The organism is uncultured Anaerofustis sp., assembly GCF_938029165.1.
GTDB lineage: Bacteria > Bacillota > Clostridia > Eubacteriales > Anaerofustaceae > Anaerofustis.
The window spans coordinates 47,512-62,409 of sequence record NZ_CALHFB010000050.1; the positions used below are offsets into that span (position 1 = coordinate 47,512).

General features: G+C 36.4%; 14 protein-coding genes. 2 read left to right on the plus strand and 12 right to left on the minus strand.

Annotated elements, in window-relative coordinates; genetic code table 11:
- Positions 1–954, minus strand: a complete 954-nt coding sequence (locus tag Q0516_RS09260; RefSeq protein ID WP_257480823.1) for an ABC transporter permease — start codon at positions 952–954, stop codon at positions 1–3.
- A 291-nt stretch (positions 955–1,245) separates the two neighbouring features.
- On the opposite strand from Q0516_RS09260, the gene Q0516_RS09265 reads away from it, so the two are divergent.
- Positions 1,246–1,614, plus strand: a complete 369-nt coding sequence (locus Q0516_RS09265; protein ID WP_294465090.1) for a winged helix-turn-helix domain-containing protein — start codon at positions 1,246–1,248, stop codon at positions 1,612–1,614.
- Positions 1,615–1,641: 27 nt separating this feature from the next.
- Positions 1,642–2,304, plus strand: a complete 663-nt coding sequence (locus Q0516_RS09270) for a nitroreductase family protein (protein ID WP_294465093.1) — start codon at positions 1,642–1,644, stop codon at positions 2,302–2,304.
- Between the two features lie 45 nt (positions 2,305–2,349).
- Here the strand turns inward: Q0516_RS09270 and Q0516_RS09275 are convergent, their stop codons facing one another.
- The 11 genes from Q0516_RS09275 to Q0516_RS09325 form a co-directional block, all read right to left on the minus strand.
- Complete coding sequence (locus Q0516_RS09275; protein WP_257480826.1) at positions 2,350–3,330, minus strand: ABC transporter substrate-binding protein; 981 nt, start codon at positions 3,328–3,330, stop codon at positions 2,350–2,352.
- Between the two features lie 121 nt (positions 3,331–3,451).
- Positions 3,452–4,429 (minus strand): ABC transporter substrate-binding protein, encoded by a 978-nt coding sequence (locus Q0516_RS09280; protein ID WP_294465096.1) that lies wholly within the window; start codon positions 4,427–4,429, stop codon positions 3,452–3,454.
- Positions 4,430–4,644: 215 nt separating this feature from the next.
- Entirely contained in the window at positions 4,645–6,180 is a 1,536-nt protein-coding gene (cls, locus tag Q0516_RS09285; RefSeq protein ID WP_294465098.1) for a cardiolipin synthase, read from the minus strand.
- 140 nt (positions 6,181–6,320) lie between these two features.
- The gene (ilvD, locus tag Q0516_RS09290) at positions 6,321–7,985 is read right to left on the minus strand and encodes a dihydroxy-acid dehydratase (protein ID WP_294465101.1); all 1,665 of its coding nucleotides are present in this window, start codon (positions 7,983–7,985) and stop codon (positions 6,321–6,323) included.
- A gap of 12 nt (positions 7,986–7,997) precedes the next feature.
- Positions 7,998–8,993, minus strand: coding sequence for a ketol-acid reductoisomerase (gene ilvC, locus Q0516_RS09295; RefSeq protein ID WP_257480832.1), 996 nt, complete (start codon positions 8,991–8,993; stop codon positions 7,998–8,000).
- A gap of 58 nt (positions 8,994–9,051) precedes the next feature.
- The gene (ilvN, locus tag Q0516_RS09300; protein WP_007049822.1) at positions 9,052–9,549 is read right to left on the minus strand and encodes an acetolactate synthase small subunit; all 498 of its coding nucleotides are present in this window, start codon (positions 9,547–9,549) and stop codon (positions 9,052–9,054) included.
- A gap of 16 nt (positions 9,550–9,565) precedes the next feature.
- Entirely contained in the window at positions 9,566–11,227 is a 1,662-nt protein-coding gene (gene ilvB / locus Q0516_RS09305) for a biosynthetic-type acetolactate synthase large subunit (RefSeq protein WP_294465108.1), read from the minus strand.
- A gap of 260 nt (positions 11,228–11,487) precedes the next feature.
- On the minus strand, positions 11,488–12,195 hold the full coding sequence (locus Q0516_RS09310) for an ABC transporter ATP-binding protein (RefSeq protein ID WP_294465110.1): 708 nt from the start codon (positions 12,193–12,195) through the stop codon (positions 11,488–11,490).
- A gap of 1 nt (position 12,196) precedes the next feature.
- The gene (locus Q0516_RS09315; protein ID WP_007049825.1) at positions 12,197–12,979 is read right to left on the minus strand and encodes an ABC transporter ATP-binding protein; all 783 of its coding nucleotides are present in this window, start codon (positions 12,977–12,979) and stop codon (positions 12,197–12,199) included.
- A 4-nt stretch (positions 12,980–12,983) separates the two neighbouring features.
- Positions 12,984–14,000, minus strand: coding sequence for a branched-chain amino acid ABC transporter permease (locus Q0516_RS09320; protein WP_257480835.1), 1,017 nt, complete (start codon positions 13,998–14,000; stop codon positions 12,984–12,986).
- An 11-nt stretch (positions 14,001–14,011) separates the two neighbouring features.
- Positions 14,012–14,890, minus strand: coding sequence for a branched-chain amino acid ABC transporter permease (locus Q0516_RS09325; RefSeq protein WP_257480836.1), 879 nt, complete (start codon positions 14,888–14,890; stop codon positions 14,012–14,014).
- Positions 14,891–14,898 lie beyond the last annotated feature (8 nt).

Below are 14,898 nucleotides of genomic sequence, written 5' to 3' on the forward strand. Positions count from 1 at the left end.
CTACACCTCCCCGCCGTTTATTTCTTTATTTATTTTTATTTTCTTTCTCATATTTAGTTTTGATTTAATAATAGGAAGAGAAAGAGCGAGTGCAACAATAATAGCCGTTAACAGTTTTAAATCGTTAGGGTTCATACCAAGTCTTAGTACTACGGCAATGATGACTCTGTATATGATACTTCCCAAAACTACACTGAATAGTTTTGTCTTAAAAGAATGTGCGTGAGTTAAAATAACTTCTCCGATGATAATAGAAGCAAGACCTATTACTATAGTACCTGTCCCCATACCGACGTCTCCGTATCGCTGAGACTGTGCTACCATTGCTCCTGAAAGAGAAACTAGCCCGTTTGAAATCACAAGTCCTATAATTTTCATGGTATCGGTATTGACGCCGAGAGCCCTGACCATATCCTCGTTATTACCAGTAGCCCTGATTGCAGAACCTATTTCCGTTCCAAAGAACCAATAAAGAACTACCATACATATAACTGCGATTATAATACCAAAAACTAATGTGGCACTTCGGTTTGAAAGTCCTGTTAGATTAGTTATCATATCGATAACAGTCTGTACATTTCCTCCTCCGATTTGAGGCATAGCCAAATTTGATTTTCCTGCTAAAACTTTTAAGTTTATGGAATAAAGCGAAAGCATTGTAAGGATACCTGCCAAGATTGCGGGTATCTTAAGTTTTGTATGTAAGAAACCCGTGACATAACCTGCTATCATACCTGCCAAAGTTGCAGCAATCAAACTCAGAATAGGGTTTACTCCCGATACGACCAATGTAGCGGTTATACATCCTCCCAGTGCAAATGTTCCGTCAACGGTCAAATCCGCTATATCTAATATTTTAAATGTTATGTATACTCCAAGACACATTATTCCCCATAAAATACCTAAACTGATGGCATCGGGAAGGTTCCTCAGTATACCCATGAAAAGTTCCATTCTCTACCCCCTGATTATATTATTACTTATAAATATATTTATTTTTTATAGAAAGAAACAATAATTTATTATTTTCACTATTAGTTCTATTCTACTATTAAATATAAAACTTTTCAATAAAAAAATACTTTTTTATAAGGTTATAAAACGTATTAAAGTGTTTGTGAAATATTTTAGTTATAATAAAAAAATGAAAAATATAAAAACAATGGTATTGAAATTCTTTACCGATGTATTTTTGTAAATAATATATAGTATAATAGTTTAAACTGTTAAACAAAGGAGTTAAAAATGAATGACTGTAAAAAACAAAGATTAAGCTTATCAAATAAATTTAAGAATTGTAAAAATGCCTTTGTATCTTTAGGAGATGAGACGAGACAAAGTATCATAGTAGCACTTTTGGAAAGTGATAATATAGGTATGAGGGTCGGGGAAATAACAAAGAAAACTTATCTTTCACGTCCCGCAGTATCACATCATTTAAAAATTTTAAAAGAAGCAAATATTATTTCCATGTATAAAAAAGGAACAATGAATTTTTATTATATAAGTACAAACAAAACAATATGGAATGAAATAAAAAATCTGACGGATGAAGTTTATGAAGTCATACAAAGTGCTTCAAAATATGGATATCCAAATGAAAATGAAGAGTAAACAAATATTATAAAGGAGGAATTTATTATGGATTTACAGGAGGCTATAAAACAAAGACATTCTGTAAGAAGTTATGAAAATAAAAAAATCGAGGGAGAAATAAAAGAAAAACTCATTGATATAATTGAGGAGTGCAATAAAAAATCGGGACTTAATATAAAATTATTCTTAGATGAACCAAAGGCTTTTGATACTTTTATGGCACACTACGGGAAATTTGAAAATGCAAATAATTATATAGTACTTATAGGTAAAAAAGAAAAAGGCATAGAAGAAAAGTGCGGTTATTACGGAGAAGAAATAGTTTTAAAAGCTCAAACTCTGGGACTGAATACATGTTGGGTAGCACTTACTTACAAAAAAAGCAAGATACCTTATAAGATTAAAAAAGATGAAAAAATATACTGCACTATCGCGTTAGGTTACGGTAAAACAAATGGAGTAAGCCGTAAATCAAAATCAATAAAAGAAGTTGTCAAGAATGATAATGATATGCCAAAATGGTTTAAAGAAGGTGTAGAAGCCGCTCTTTTAGCGCCTACAGCAACCAATCAGCAAAAATTTATATTCGATATCAATGAAGGCAAAGTATCCGTTCGGGCTCTAAAGGGATTTTACTCAAAACTTGACCTGGGTATAGTAAAGTACCATTTTGAAATAGGCTCAAATATGAAATGCTTTGACATCTAAATTATAATTAAATATTAAATAAAAAACACCCATATGGGTGTTTTTTTATTTAACGAGTTTATCTTTTAGCTTATCAGGAACTTTCATATCCAAAGTCTTAAGAGTATCATCATTAACAACAAGTTTTAAATCATCTCCGCTTAAATATTCGATAGGCATATCGTTGACTTTAGCTTTGCCTTCCAAAACTTTAATAGCCTGAAGACCTGTTTTATAACCAAGGTCATAATAGTCTATACCATAACAAGCAAGTCCGCCGTCAGTAGCCATAGCCTGTGCTCCGCAGTAAACCGGAACCTTTGCTTCATTCGTAACGAGTGCAACGGTAGCCATACCAGCTGCGAATGTATTGTCTGTAGGAATATATATCGCATCTACTTTATCTACGATTGAAGAAGTTACCTGCTGGATTTCATTTGAACTTGATACTGTACCCTCAACGAGTGTAAGACCCAATTTCTTAGCTTCTTTTTTAGCTATTTTAGCCTGCAAAACAGAGTTTGCTTCATTCGATGAATATAAAAGACCTACTTTTTTAGCCTTTGGTGAAAACTCTTTTAATACTTCCAACTGATCCTTTACAGGAGTCAAATCACTCGTACCCGATACATTCGTTTCAGGTTTTTCATTTGACTTAACAAGTCCCGCGTCTGCAGGGTCTGTAACGGCAGTTATCAAGATAGGAATATCTTTTGTTTTGCTTGCTGCAGCCTGAGCGGCAGGTGTACCGATAGCCAAAATCAAATCTTTGCCGTCATTAACAAATCCGTCGGAAATAGTTTGACAGTTAGATTGATCTCCGGCAGCATTTTGAAAATCAATTTTTATTTTATCTCCGTCTTCATATCCATTTTCTTTTAACGCGGCAACAAAGCCTTTATAAGATGCATCCAATGAATCATGCTGAATCAATTGAATGACACCTATTTTATACGCTTTATCAGAGCCCGACGAAGAACTTCCGCAGCTTGCAAGTCCTATCATCATGCCAAAACAAAGCATAACAGATAATATTTTCTTTAACATATTATTTCTCCCCCTAGTATAGTTACTTAATATTTACGTTTTAAATCCTATAATATTATAAAAACATGTATTTCTACCCTTTTAAAGAGCAGAAATACGAATACTTAATTATTTACTTTTATTATTTCTTTACTTTACTCATTACACTGTCAGGAATAGTAATACCTAAAGTTTTAGCAGCATCTTCGTTTACAGCCATTTCCAAATCTTCTTGGGCAAGGTAACCTATTGGCATATCGCTTACTTTTGTCTTTCCTTCCAAGATATCTACAGCCTGAAGACCTGTTTTGTATCCAAGATTGTAGTAATCTATCCCATATGTTGCGAGAGCTCCGCCCTTTAACATACCTGATTCACCGCATATGATAGGAACTTTCTTTTCATTTGCGACCATAGAAACAGTTGCGATACCCGCAGAAATCATGTTATCTGTAGGAACATAAAGAGCATCCACCTTATCTACTACAGCATCTGTAACCTGTTGGATTTCATTTGAACTTGATACGGTAGCATCAACAGCAGTCATGCCTTCCGCTTTTATAGCTTCTTTTGCAAGTTTAGCCTGTAGGATTGAGTTAGATTCATTTGTTGAATATAAAATACCAACTTTTTTAGCTTTTGGTAATATTTCTTTCAAAAGCTTGATCTGTTCTTTAACAGGAGTTAAATCGCTTGTTCCCGATACGTTTGTTTCAGGTTTTTCATTTGATTTAACAAGTCCCGCATCCGCAGGGTCTGTAACCGCAGTAACCAAAATAGGAATATCCTTTGTTTTATTCGCTACAGCCTGAGCGGCAGGAGTACCTATAGCTAAAATCAAATCTTTATTGTCATTTATAAAACTATCGGAAATAGTTTGGCAGTTTGATTGATCCCCTGCGGCATTTTGATAATCCAATTTGATTTTTTCACCGTCTTTGTAGCCTTTTTCTTCCAATGCTTTCATAAAACCTTCGTTAGCCTTATCCAAAGCATCGTGCTGAACGAGTTGAAGTACACCGATTTTGTATACTTTGTCTGAACTTCCGCCTGAACCGCAAGCGGTAAGACCTAAAATAAGTCCCAAACAAAGCATCATAGATATTATTTTCTTTGTCATTTTATATCTCCCCATAATTTTCTATATTGAATTAATTGTAACCAAAATATCAAAAAGTGTCAAGAATTTTCTGTAAACTTACTGTATTTGATAACTTAATTCAACAAATAACATTAATTATTGAACGATTTATACTAATTGTATTTATAATAAAAACAGATGGATAGTTTTATCCATCTGCTATAAATTTCTATATGATGTTAACATTGATAGTACTACATCAACGGAGCAAATAGTCTAAGCAGACTTCTGTAAATTTTGAACAATATAGGAAGTCTGTTCTTTTTATTGTATCTTCTTTCACTCTTCTCAAATGTTTCAAGCATATCTTTTTTTATTTCCATAATGCTCTTCGTCTTATAAAGATAAACTCCGCACTCGAAATGAAGATATAAACTCCTGTAATCCATATTTGCGGTTCCTACGGTACCAACTTTATCATCGGAGACAAAACATTTTCCGTGAAGAAATCCCGGTGTATAATGATATATCTTTACGCCGTTATTTATAAGTTCGGGGCAGAATGACTTGGTAAGCTCGAATGCTGTCTTCTTGTCCGGTATCCCCGGAATAACTATTCTTACATCCACTCCTCTTTTTGCGGCTAAAGTAAGAGCTGTAGTCATTTCATTATCTATAATCAAGTAAGGAGTATAAATATACACATAATCCCTTGCGGAATTTAATATATTCATGTATACATTCTCTGATAGTACTTCATTATCCAAAGGAGAATCACTAAAGGGCTGAACATAACCTTCATCTTTATAATCCGCCGCAAAGCTGTAATCCGGTTTGAACTTTTCATATGCAAGCTCATTATCCGTAGGTCTTAACCCGTTCCACATTTCAAGGAACATAATCGTAAGGTTCCAGACCCCTTCACCTTCCAGCTTAATAGCATTATCTTTCCAATGACCAAATCTTTCCACTTCATTGATATATTCATCGGATAAATTGATGCCTCCGGTGAAACCTACTTTACCGTCTATGACGGTTATTTTTCTATGGTCACGATTATTCATTACTAAAGATAAAAAAGGTACGAAAGGATTGAATACGATAGTCTTAATGCCTTTCTTCTCAAGTACTCTATGATACTTGCTTGGAAGTACGGTAAGAGAACCTACATCATCGTAGATAAACCTTACATCCACACCTTCTTTTACTTTTTCTTCCAAAATATCTAAAATAGTATCCCACATTTTTCCTTCGTGAACTATGAAATACTCGATAAATATATATTTTTCAGCTTTTTTAAGCTCCTCTATCATGTCGACAAAGGCGTCTTCTCCTACAGGATAAAACTTTGTTTTTGTATTCTTACACATAGGATAAGGACCGTAATTGGAGATATACATCGCACTTCCCGCAACGAGAGGATCTTCTTTTATGATTTCTTCTATCGTATCCGCATCCTGAGGAAGCATTCTATGAGCAAATTCGCTGGCTCTGCTCAATTTTTTCTTCAGTTTTCTTGTGGGTTTTTTATTTCCAACGGCTAAATAGAAGAGTATGCCAAAGAACGGAAAACCCATTATAACTATCGCCCAGCCGAGTTTATATGCAGGGTTCATGTTCCTTGTATTTACATAAGCCACCGTTAGTATACTTGCAAATAAAAGTATTCCGTAAACTTCATTTACACTTTCACCGAGAGCAAATACTATGTAAAACAACATAAATGCCTGAAATAATAATAAAAGTCCGAAAATAACTATTCTGCTGAATATTTTGTCTAAAAATTTCATTGTTTCCCTCTAAAGTTGTCTTTTAATATAATATAGCATTACAAAATTCGAAAGTCCATATTTTCCATAATAATTATTATTTTTATTTATTATTTCTTTAAATAACAAAAAAGACCACCTGAGTGGTCTTTTAAACTGTTTTATTTCATTACCGCACCTTTGGCTGCAGATGAAACATTTCTTTGATATCTGGCTAACCAGCCGTCTTTAACAGGCTCTTTAGGACAGACATAAGATTTTCTTCTGTTTTCAAATTCTTCATCGGTAATTTTTGCATTGATTTTTGAATCAGGGATATCTATTTCGATGATATCGCCTTCTTCGATTAGTCCGATATTCCCTCCGTCATATGCTTCGGGAGCAACGTGACCTATTGAAGCACCTCTTGATGCACCGGAAAATCTTCCGTCGGTAATAAGAGCGACTGTTTTATCAAGCCCCATTCCCGCAAGTGCGGAAGTAGGATTTAGCATTTCTCTCATACCCGGACCGCCTTTCGGTCCTTCGTAGCGGATAACGACTACATCTCCGTCAACTATTTTACCGTTGTAAATAGCGTCTATCGCATCTTCTTCGCTGTTGAACACTCTTGCAGGTCCTGTATGTTTAAGCATACTTTCATCGACCGCACTTCTTTTTACAACACATCCGTCTTTAGCTATGTTACCCCAAAGGATCGCAATACCGCCGGTCTCACTGTAAGGACAGCTTACAGGTTTTATCAGATTGTCATCTTTTATCTCATGCCCCTTGATATTTTCCCCTACCGTCTTACCGTTTGCGGTAATGAGAGAAGTATCGATAAGTCCCTTTTTATCAAGCTCATTTAAAACTGCTCTAAGCCCGCCGGCTCTGTTCAAGTCATGCATATGAGTGCCGCCTGCGGGAGCTAAATGACATAGGTTTGGAACCTTTGAACTGAATTCGTTGAATATTTCAAGGTTGAGTTCAACACCGGCTTCATTTGCAATAGCTAATAAATGAAGGACACTGTTTGATGAACATCCGAGAGCCATATCGCATGCAAGTGCATTCCTGATAGACTTTTCATTGATTATATCTCTTGCTTTGATATCTTTTTCAACCAAATTCATTATTGACATTCCGGCTTCTTTGGCAAGTCTTATCCTTCCGCTTTCTACGGCAGGAATAGTACCGTTACCGGGAAGAGCTATACCGACAGCTTCCGAAAGACAATTCATTGAATTTGCGGTATACATACCGGAGCAAGAACCGCATCCGGGACATGTGTTTTCTTCATATTCAAGAAGTTCCGCGTCACCGATGATATCGGCTTTCCTAGCCCCAACGGCTTCAAACATCTTTGAAAGAGAAGTTTCCTCTCCTTTTACAAGGCCGGACATCATAGGTCCGCCTGAACAAACCACCGTAGGAATATTAAGTCTGACAGCAGCCATAATCATTCCGGGAACGATTTTATCACAGTTGGGAACCAATACCAATCCGTCGAAACAATGAGCAATAGCCATCGTTTCAACGCTGTCTGCAATAAGTTCACGGCTAGGAAGAGAATATTTCATACCGTCATGTCCCATGGCTATACCGTCACAAACTCCGATTGAAGGAACTTCTATAGGAGTTCCTCCCGCCATTCTTATTCCCGCTTTTACGGCTTCGGCAACTTTATCCAAGTGCATATGACCTGGGACAATTTCACTTTTAGCATTAACAACACCTATGAGAGGTCTGTTTAGCTCTTCTTTCGTATATCCCATAGCATAGAAAAGACTTCTTGCGGGAGCCTTTTCTACACCTTTAGTAACATTTTCACTTCTTAAGCCCATTATATGTATCTCCTATTTTTTTAACCAGCTCATCATTTTTCTAAGTTCAGCACCAACTTTACATAATAAATGTTCTGTTTCTTTTCTTCTTGTTGCTAAGAATTTAGCTTTTCCGCCTGATTTGAATTCTTGAATGAATTCACTTGCGAATGTACCGTCTTGGATTTCATGAAGAACTTTCTTCATTTCTTTTCTTGTATCTTCAGTGATTAGTCTTGTGCCTGTTCTGTAATCACCGTATTCAGCTGTATTTGAAATAGAATATCTCATCATTTCAAATCCGCCGCTGTTTATAAGGTCAACGATAAGTTTCATTTCATGGATACATTCAAAATATGCCATTTCAGGTTCATAACCCGCTTCAACAAGAGTATCAAAACCTGCTTTCATAAGTTCTGTTACACCGCCGCAAAGTACTGCTTGTTCACCGAATAAGTCGGTTTCTGTTTCTTCTTTAAATGATGTTTCCAAGATACCAGCTCTGCCTGCTCCGATACCAGCGGCATAAGCAAGTGCATAATCTTTAGCTTTACCTGAAGCATCTTGATATACAGCTATCAAACTTGGAACGCCTCTGCCTTCAACATACTGACTTCTAACCGTATGTCCAGGTCCTTTAGGCGCAACCATGATAACATCGATGTCTTTTGCCGGTACGATTTGGTTATAATGGATATTAAAACCATGAGCAAACATCAATACGTTGCCCTCTTTCATATGTTTTGCAACTTGAGTTTTATAAATATCAGCAGCTAATTCGTCAGGAACAAGCATCATTACCAAATCCCCAGCTTCAGCGGCAGCTTCGATATCCATAACTTTAAGTCCTGCTTCTTCAGCTTTTTTTACACTTGCTGAACCCGGTCTTAAACCTACTACTACATTAACACCGCTTTCATGTAAGTTTTGAGCGTGAGCATGTCCTTGGCTACCATATCCGATGATAGCTACTGTCTTTCCGTCTAATAAACCTAAATTACAATCTTGATCATAATACTTTTTAATCATTTTAAATATATCTCCTTTTGTATGTATAATTTATAATTAATTTTATTAATTAGCTATTTTATCTTACAGGTTCTAGTCCTCTTGCAATACCTGTAATACCCGTCCTGCAGACCTCTACGACGTCGTAGCAGTCTATCATATTCATAAAGCCGTCCAGCTTTTCAGGTGCTCCGGTAAGTTCTATGATCATGCTGTCTTTACATAAATCTATAATCTTACCTCTGTAAATATCGACTATTTCTTTAAGAGAAGTCCTTTCTGTCTTATCCGTTTTGATTTTAACAAGCAGTAATTCTCTGTATAAAGAATTGCTTGAATCAAGAGTAAATATATCTTTTACGACTTCCAGTTTTTTTGTCTGAGTCATAATCTGATATAGTGATTGGTCTGTACCGTTAAAGACAATAGTTATCCTTGATATGTCTTTATCATTTGTGGTAGATACTGTAAGAGAATCGATATTAAAACCGCGTCTTCCAAACAAACTGACAATCCTTGTTAAGACATTTGATTGATTATCAACCAAAATGCTTATAACTTCTTTTCTATAAGCCATTTTAATTCTCCTTTATTTAATTAATTATCATATCATCTACAGTTCCGCCGTTAGGTATCATAGGCAGAACTCTTTCAAGTTCTTCAATCCTGCAATCGATCCAAACCGGACCGTTTACTTTAAGTGCCTTTTCATATATATCTTCGAATTCTTCCAAAGTCTCAGCTCTAAATCCTGTTAATCCAAAGGCTTCGGCTAATTTAACAAAATCTGTTTTTCTATTTAAAACAGTTTGAGAATATCTTTTTTCATAAAAGACAGTCTGCCACTGATAAACCATACCGAGGACACCATTATTCATTATAATAGTTATAATTGGTAGATTTTGACTAACTGCGGTACATGCTTCATTTAAACACATATGGAATGAGCCGTCTCCAACAAATTGAATGACTCTTTTATCGGGAGAACCGACTGCAGCACCAATAGCAGCTCCGTAGCTGTATCCCATAGTTCCAAGCCCTCCGCTGGTTAAGAATTTAATAGGCTTCACATTTTTTAAATACTGCGCCGCCCACATCTGGTGCTGACCTACATCCGTAACGATTATAGGTTCTTTATCAGACATGGCACATGCGGTGGTTACGATATCTCCCGGATGCAAATCCCCCTTATAATACTTATCTTCAACGGGAGTTTTCCTCCAAAGTAAAGTTTGATCTATCCATTCTTTACGAGATCTCTTTTCAATCAATGGTAATAATCTTATAAGAAAATCTTTAACGTCACTTATAACGCTTTTATGTACAAATACATTCTTGTTTATTTCGCTCATATCAAGGTCTACTTGAATTTTTTTAGCATGACTTGCAAATTTGTTCGGATTAAGGGCAACTCTGTCGCTGAATCTCGTTCCGAGAGCCAAAACCAAATCTGCATTATGTATTGCTTTATTTGCGGCTACGGTACCGTGCATACCTATCATGCCGAGCCTTCTTTTATTGTTGTATCCCAGAACTCCCGTAGCCATTAAAGTATTGGTTGCGGGTATATCGCCTTTTGATAAAAGTTCGTTCAGTTCATCTAATGCTTCGGAAGCAACAACTCCGCCTCCGAAATATATGACCGGTTTTTCCGATTCGTTTATAAGTTTTGCAACTTCTTCGATATCTTCATCCTTTGCAACAGGATTTTTATATAATTCAAGAGGTTCAGCCTTTTCATATTCAGTCAAGGCAGCGGTCACGTCTTTTGTGATATCCACAAGAACAGGACCTTTTCTTCCGCTGTTTGCTATCCTGAAAGCATCTCTGAGTGCATCAGCCAAATCTTCAACTTTATTTACAAAGAAATTATGCTTTGTTATAGGAAGTGTCACACCTGTGATGCATATTTCCTGAAATGAATCTCTTCCGATAAGATTATCAGGAACATTGGCTGTGATTGCAACCATAGGAATACTATCCATAAATGCGGTTGCAATGCCCGTTACCAAGTTGGTAGCGCCCGGTCCGCTTGTTGCAATTACCACACCTGTTTTACCTGTCGCTCTATAGTAACCGTCGGCAGCATGAGCAGCACCCTGTTCATGTGCCGTAAGGACGTGCTTGATTTTATCGCTGTACTTGTATAAAACATCGTAAATGTTTAAAGCAGCCCCTCCCGGATACCCAAAAACGGTATCAACACTGTGCTCTAATAATACTTCTGCTAAAACTTCAGAACCTGTTAATTTCATATCGCATCATCCTTTTCTAAATTTTTATTGACCTTTCTATTATATACAATTTTGTATACAAAGTACAAGACTTTAGAGTAAATTATTTCAGAATTTTCTGAATTTTTTATATTTCTAAGTCTTTTTATATATTGTAACAAATACTTACATAAATTTCACTTAAATATTTATAAAAACTTCCCGCAAAACCAAATAAGCGGGAAGCAATTAATTACTATTTAATTTTTTGGTAAATACTTTAAAAGCTAAGTTCGAATTTTCTATCCTCCGAGATAAGCTTTTTTAACATCATCGGACTCTAAAAGCTCACTTGCGTTTCCGCTCATAACTACTTCTCCCGTTTCAAGGATATAAGCTCTGTTAGAAATCGAAAGAGCCATGTTTGCATTCTGCTCAACAAGAAAGATAGTCGTGCCTTCTTCGTTGATTTGTTTAATAAGCTTGAATATATCCTGTACGATAACCGGAGCAAGCCCCATCGAAGGTTCATCCAAAAGTAAGAACTTAGGTTTAGACATAAGTGCTCTCGAAATGGCAAGCATTTGCTGTTCCCCGCCGCTTAAAGTTCCTGCCAACTGACTTTTTCTTTCTTTAAGTCTCGGGAATTTATTATATATATCAAGGATATCTTCCTTGATACCTTCCTTATCATTTCTGAGGTAAGCACCCATTTCAAGATTTTCAAGCACTGTCATGTCCGAAAATATCCTTCTTCCCTCAGGTACATGGGAAATACCCATTTTTACTATATCCGTTGCTTTTGTATTTTCGATAGGTTTATCCATAAATTCGATAGTCCCGCTTGATTTCGGAACAAGTCCGGAAATGGTTCTGAGCGTGGAAGTCTTCCCAGCACCGTTTGAACCTATAAGGGTAACTATTTCACCTTCGTTTACTCGTAAAGAAACATTTTTAAGGGCATGAATAGCACCATAATGTACATTTAAATCTTTTATTTCAAAGAACATATTACGCTTCCTCCCCTAGATATGCTTTAATAACTCTATCATTATTCTTGATTTCCTCAGGTGTACCTTCCGCAATTATCGTACCGAAGTCCAAAACATATATCCTTTCGCAGATTTCCATTACGAATTTCATATCATGTTCGATAAGGATAACCGTAAGTTCGTATTTTTTTCTTAAATCTTCAATCAAAACTCTAAGCTCTTCCGTTTCGCTTGGGTTCATACCTGCTGCCGGCTCATCGAGAAATATTACGCTGGCTCCCGTAGCAACCGCTCTGGCTATTTCAAGTTTTCTTTGTTCCCCGTAAGGAAGATTATCCGCAAGCTCGTCCCTTTTATCCGCAAGACCAACAAAATCGAGTATTGCCATTGCATTTTCATAGAATATTTTTTCGCATTCTCTGTAAGCCTTTGTCCTGAATATCGCAGAAAACACATTATATTTAACTCTTTTATGCATGGCTATCCTTAAATTATCCAAAACGGATAAATCTCTGAATAATCTAATATTCTGGAAAGTCCTGCTTATACCGAAACTGCTCGTTATATAAGGTTTAAGTCCGTTAATTAATATACTGTCTCCCGTCTTATCGTTTTTAAGTTCGATTTTACCGCTGGTTGGGACATAAACGCCTGTTAAAAGATTGAATATGGTAGTTTTACCCGCTCCGTTAGGTCCGATAAGACCAATGAGTTCACCCTTTTCTACATTTATATTTACATGAGAAACAGCTTTTAAGCCGCCGAAACTTTTACTTAAGTCTTCTATTTTTAATATCGCCATTAAACTATTCCTCCGCTTTCCTGCTATTTAATTTCTTCTTCATATTTTCTATAGAGAACATTTCTCTCAATTTTACAAAGAAAGGAGTTTCTCCCGATTTAATAAGCATTATTGCAATAAGCAGCAATGAATAAAGTACCATTCTGAGTTCCGCAAAATCCTGAAGTGCAAATGAAACTATATTTAAAACAAATGCCGCGATTATGGTACCGTTGATATTTCCAAGCCCGCCCAATACTACTATCATTAAAATATCGATAGATTTCATAAATCCGAAGTTTTTAGGCTGGATAACTCCTACGTAACCGGAATATAATGCGCCCGCAACACCTGCAAAGAACGTACCTATAATAAATGCGAGTATCTTTGCCTTGGTGACATTTACCCCCATAGATTCTGATGCTATTTCATCTTCTCTCACCGAAATACAAGCTCTCCCGAATGAGGATTTGAGTACATTCGTAATAACAAAGTAACATATGACCATACATATAAAGCAGAATTCAAATGAGGAATAAAGAGGGATAGAAGAAAGTCCCGCAGCTCCTCCGAGAATTGTCTGGTCTACATTTTGTATTACTATTTTTATTATTTCGCCGAGTCCAAGGGTTGCTATGGCAAGGTAGTCGCCTCTTAGTCTAAGGGTTGGAATACCGATCAAGAAGCCCAAGAAACCGGATAACACACCGCCTAAGATAACAGCTAAAATAATCATAACAGGTGATGAAGATATCCTAAGGGTCATCAATGCACTTGTGTACGCACCTATAGCCATAAATCCCGCATGCCCAAGGGAGAACTGTCCGGTAATACCCGTAATAAGGTTAAGACCGAGACCGAGGATTATATCTATACAAAGTTTAAGTACAACTGTCTCGTAGAAGGGAGAAATTATACCTACAACTATCAAAAGCTTGATTATTATATAAGCGGCAACAAAAATCAACAATGTAGGTAAATTATCGCTAAGTCCGGATATTTTACTTTCATCTTTTTTCTTAAAAAAATCAAAAAATTTCATTATACTGCCTCCTATACCTTTTCTTTCCTGTTTTTACCCAGTAAACCGGATGGTTTTACTATCAGGATTATAATAAGTATTGCAAAGGCAACCGCATCTTTATATGCACTTGACAAGTATCCGCTGACCAACGTTTCTATAAGCCCGAGGGATACTCCTCCGACTATTGCACCCGGAATACTTCCTATACCTCCAAATACCGCAGCGATAAAGGCTTTTAGTCCAGGTGTCATACCTGATAAAGGATTTATGGTAAACATAGCCCCGTACATTACTCCCGCAACGGCAGCCAAAGCAGAACCGATAAGGAAAGTAAATGATATAGCTTTATCTACACTAACTCCCATCAACTGAGCGGCATCGGGATCGGAAGAAACGGCTCTCATAGATTTACCTATCTTTGTCTTGCTTATTAAGAATTGAAGAGCGACCATCAAGATAAGAGTTATAAATGTAACCATTAATTTATCGCTTGAGATAGATAGTCCTCCCAAACTTATATAACCAAATCCGAAAAATCCCGAAGGATATGTTTTTACGTCAGGACCTACGAAGTACATCATTGCATATTCGAGTAAGAAACTGACCCCTATCGCCGTAATCAATAGTGTGATCCTAGGTGCGTTCCTAAGCGGTCTGTAAGCAACTTTTTCTATTACCACTCCAAGTAATGCACAAACGACCATAGCTATCAATGTAGCGGGAATAAATCCTATCCCCAAAGTATATGCACAGAAAAATCCTATGTAACCTCCGACCATTAATATATCACCGTGGGCGAAGTTGATTAAATTGATAATTCCGTATACCATGGTATAACCAAGAGCAATCAAAGCATAAATGCTTCCAATGGATATACCGTTAATGATTTGCTGAATAAATTGTTCCAAATCTTATA

Bases quoted from the DNA above. Each gene is read 5' to 3' on its own strand.
- Q0516_RS09260 (WP_257480823.1), bottom strand. From the start codon at position 954: ATGGAACTTTTCATGGGTATACTGAGGAACCTTCCCGATGCCATCAGT.
- Q0516_RS09265 (WP_294465090.1), top strand. From the start codon at position 1,246: ATGAATGACTGTAAAAAACAAAGATTAAGCTTATCAAATAAATTTAAG.
- Q0516_RS09270 (WP_294465093.1), top strand. From the start codon at position 1,642: ATGGATTTACAGGAGGCTATAAAACAAAGACATTCTGTAAGAAGTTAT.
- Q0516_RS09275 (WP_257480826.1), bottom strand. From the start codon at position 3,330: ATGTTAAAGAAAATATTATCTGTTATGCTTTGTTTTGGCATGATGATA.
- Q0516_RS09280 (WP_294465096.1), bottom strand. From the start codon at position 4,429: ATGACAAAGAAAATAATATCTATGATGCTTTGTTTGGGACTTATTTTA.
- cls (WP_294465098.1), bottom strand. From the start codon at position 6,180: ATGAAATTTTTAGACAAAATATTCAGCAGAATAGTTATTTTCGGACTT.
- ilvD (WP_294465101.1), bottom strand. From the start codon at position 7,985: ATGGGCTTAAGAAGTGAAAATGTTACTAAAGGTGTAGAAAAGGCTCCC.
- ilvC (WP_257480832.1), bottom strand. From the start codon at position 8,993: ATGATTAAAAAGTATTATGATCAAGATTGTAATTTAGGTTTATTAGAC.
- ilvN (WP_007049822.1), bottom strand. From the start codon at position 9,549: ATGGCTTATAGAAAAGAAGTTATAAGCATTTTGGTTGATAATCAATCA.
- ilvB (WP_294465108.1), bottom strand. From the start codon at position 11,227: ATGAAATTAACAGGTTCTGAAGTTTTAGCAGAAGTATTATTAGAGCAC.
- Q0516_RS09310 (WP_294465110.1), bottom strand. From the start codon at position 12,195: ATGTTCTTTGAAATAAAAGATTTAAATGTACATTATGGTGCTATTCAT.
- Q0516_RS09315 (WP_007049825.1), bottom strand. From the start codon at position 12,979: ATGGCGATATTAAAAATAGAAGACTTAAGTAAAAGTTTCGGCGGCTTA.
- Q0516_RS09320 (WP_257480835.1), bottom strand. From the start codon at position 14,000: ATGAAATTTTTTGATTTTTTTAAGAAAAAAGATGAAAGTAAAATATCC.